General features: G+C 69.1%; 2 protein-coding genes. One reads left to right on the top strand and one right to left on the bottom strand.

Annotation, left to right across the window (positions count from 1 at the left end):
• Positions 1–763 (top strand): IS5 family transposase (locus tag ACFY9I_RS42360; protein ID WP_391012839.1); only part of this gene is annotated, 763 nt, incomplete at its 5' end.
• Between the two features lie 75 nt (positions 764–838).
• Here the strand turns inward: ACFY9I_RS42360 and ACFY9I_RS42355 are convergent.
• Positions 839–1,585, bottom strand: a complete 747-nt coding sequence (locus tag ACFY9I_RS42355) for a phosphotransferase (protein WP_391012837.1) — start codon at positions 1,583–1,585, stop codon at positions 839–841.
• Positions 1,586–1,735 lie beyond the last annotated feature (150 nt).

Below are 1,735 nucleotides of genomic sequence, written 5' to 3'. Positions count from 1 at the left end.
GCCGGTCGTCCCGCGTAATCCGCGGCGTCCAGGTCGTAAGCGTCTGGATAGTCGCAGGGTGCTGTGCGGGATCCTGTTTGTGCTGTACACCGGGATCCGCTGGGAGTTTCTGCCCCAGGAGCTGGGCTTCGGCTCGGGGATGACCTGCTGGCGACGGCTGCGGGACTGGAACGAAGCCGGGGTCTGGCAGAACCTGCACGAGCTGCTGCTCTCCGAGCTGCGGGCCGCAGACCTGCTGGACTTCTCCCGCGCAGCGGTCGACTCCAGCCACATCCGCGCGATGAAGGGCGGGCCGGCCACCGGTCCGTCCCCGGTGGACCGGGGCAAGGCCGGCAGCAAGCACCACCTGATCGTCGAGGCGCACGGCATCCCGCTCGCGGCAATCACCACCGGCGGCAACCGCAACGACGTCACCCAACTGATCCCGCTGATCCAGGCCGTCCCACCGATCCGCGGCAAGCGCGGCCAGCCGCGGCGCCGCCCCAAGCACCTGTACGCCGACCGCGGCTATGACCACGAGGTCTACCGAGACAAGGTCCGCCGGTTCCAGATCACCCCGCACATCGCCCGGCGCGGCACCGGGCACGGCTCCGGCCTGGGCGTGTACCGCTGGGTCGTGGAAGGAGCGATCGCGCTACTGCACTGGTTCCGCCGCCTGCGCATCCGCTGGGAGATACGCGACGACATCCACCACGCGTTCGTCACCCTCGGCTGCGCCGTCATCTGCTGGCGACGACTGCGCACCGCACTTTGCCGAAAGTAAGGGCGGGCGATCGCCCCAGAGGATGGCCTGCTCGATGCGTCGGAACGCATTCGTAGCAGTCGGGCCCGCGCAGCCTCACATCTGGGATCTCAGCACGTCGACCTCACAGCCCGGCGCGAACGGGTCGAAGCCGTGCTCGATCAGCCAGCGAACTGCCAGCAGGCTTCGCAACGACCACCACGCGTGGATCACGTCGAGGTCGATGTCGGTGCCATACCCGGCGATGACGTCGTCGAGGTGCTCCTCGTGTCCGAGCGTGAAGGTGGCGAGGTCGTACAGGGCATCACCCTGGCCCGCTTCTGACCAGTCGATGATGCCCGTGACCTCGTCGCCGTCGACGAAGACGTGCGCGATCTGCAGGTCGCCGTGCGTGAACGCCGCAGTCCACGGCCGGAGCGCGGCCTCGGCGACCTGGCGGTTGCGGGTGACCAGGTCAGCGGGCAGGACGCCGTTCATCATGAGCAACTCCCACTCGTCGTCGAGTTCCGCCGCCAGCGCGACGATGCTCCGGCCGGCCCCACCGGGTCGGGGCGGCAGTGGCGCGTCGTGCAGCTTCCGGATGGCGGCGCCCGCCGCGGCCCACGCCGCCGGCGACCCGGTCGACGGCCCGCCGAGGCGCCCAAGCGTCGTCCCCGGGAGTGCCGCCATCGCGAGCACGGACGGCTTACACCACAGGACCTCCGGGGTCGGGACCGGCGCCAGGGCCATCGCCTCGACCTCGACATCGATGCGCGCCTGATCGGCGTCCACCTTCAGGAACACGTCGCCGACGCGCAGAGTCGCGCGCTCAGAATGGGCGACAACGACTTTGACCTCATCCATGGGCGACCAGTATCCCGGGGATGACCGCCGACGTCGCCAGGTTTATCGCGTGCGACTACGCAGCTGACCGCGTCCCGATACCCAGCGGCCTCGTGCACGACACCGACCTCTGACCAGGTCAAGTCCACCCACTTTTGTTAGGACCCCTAA

The sequence above is a fragment of the Streptomyces sp. NPDC012510 genome (genome assembly GCF_042955065.1).
GTDB lineage: Bacteria > Actinomycetota > Actinomycetes > Streptomycetales > Streptomycetaceae > Streptomyces.
This window is presented reverse-complemented; position numbering and strand designations above follow the sequence as displayed.

Excerpts from the sequence above, each read along its gene's own strand:
- ACFY9I_RS42355 (WP_391012837.1), bottom strand. The coding sequence starts at position 1,585 with ATGGATGAGGTCAAAGTCGTTGTCGCCCATTCTGAGCGCGCGACTCTG.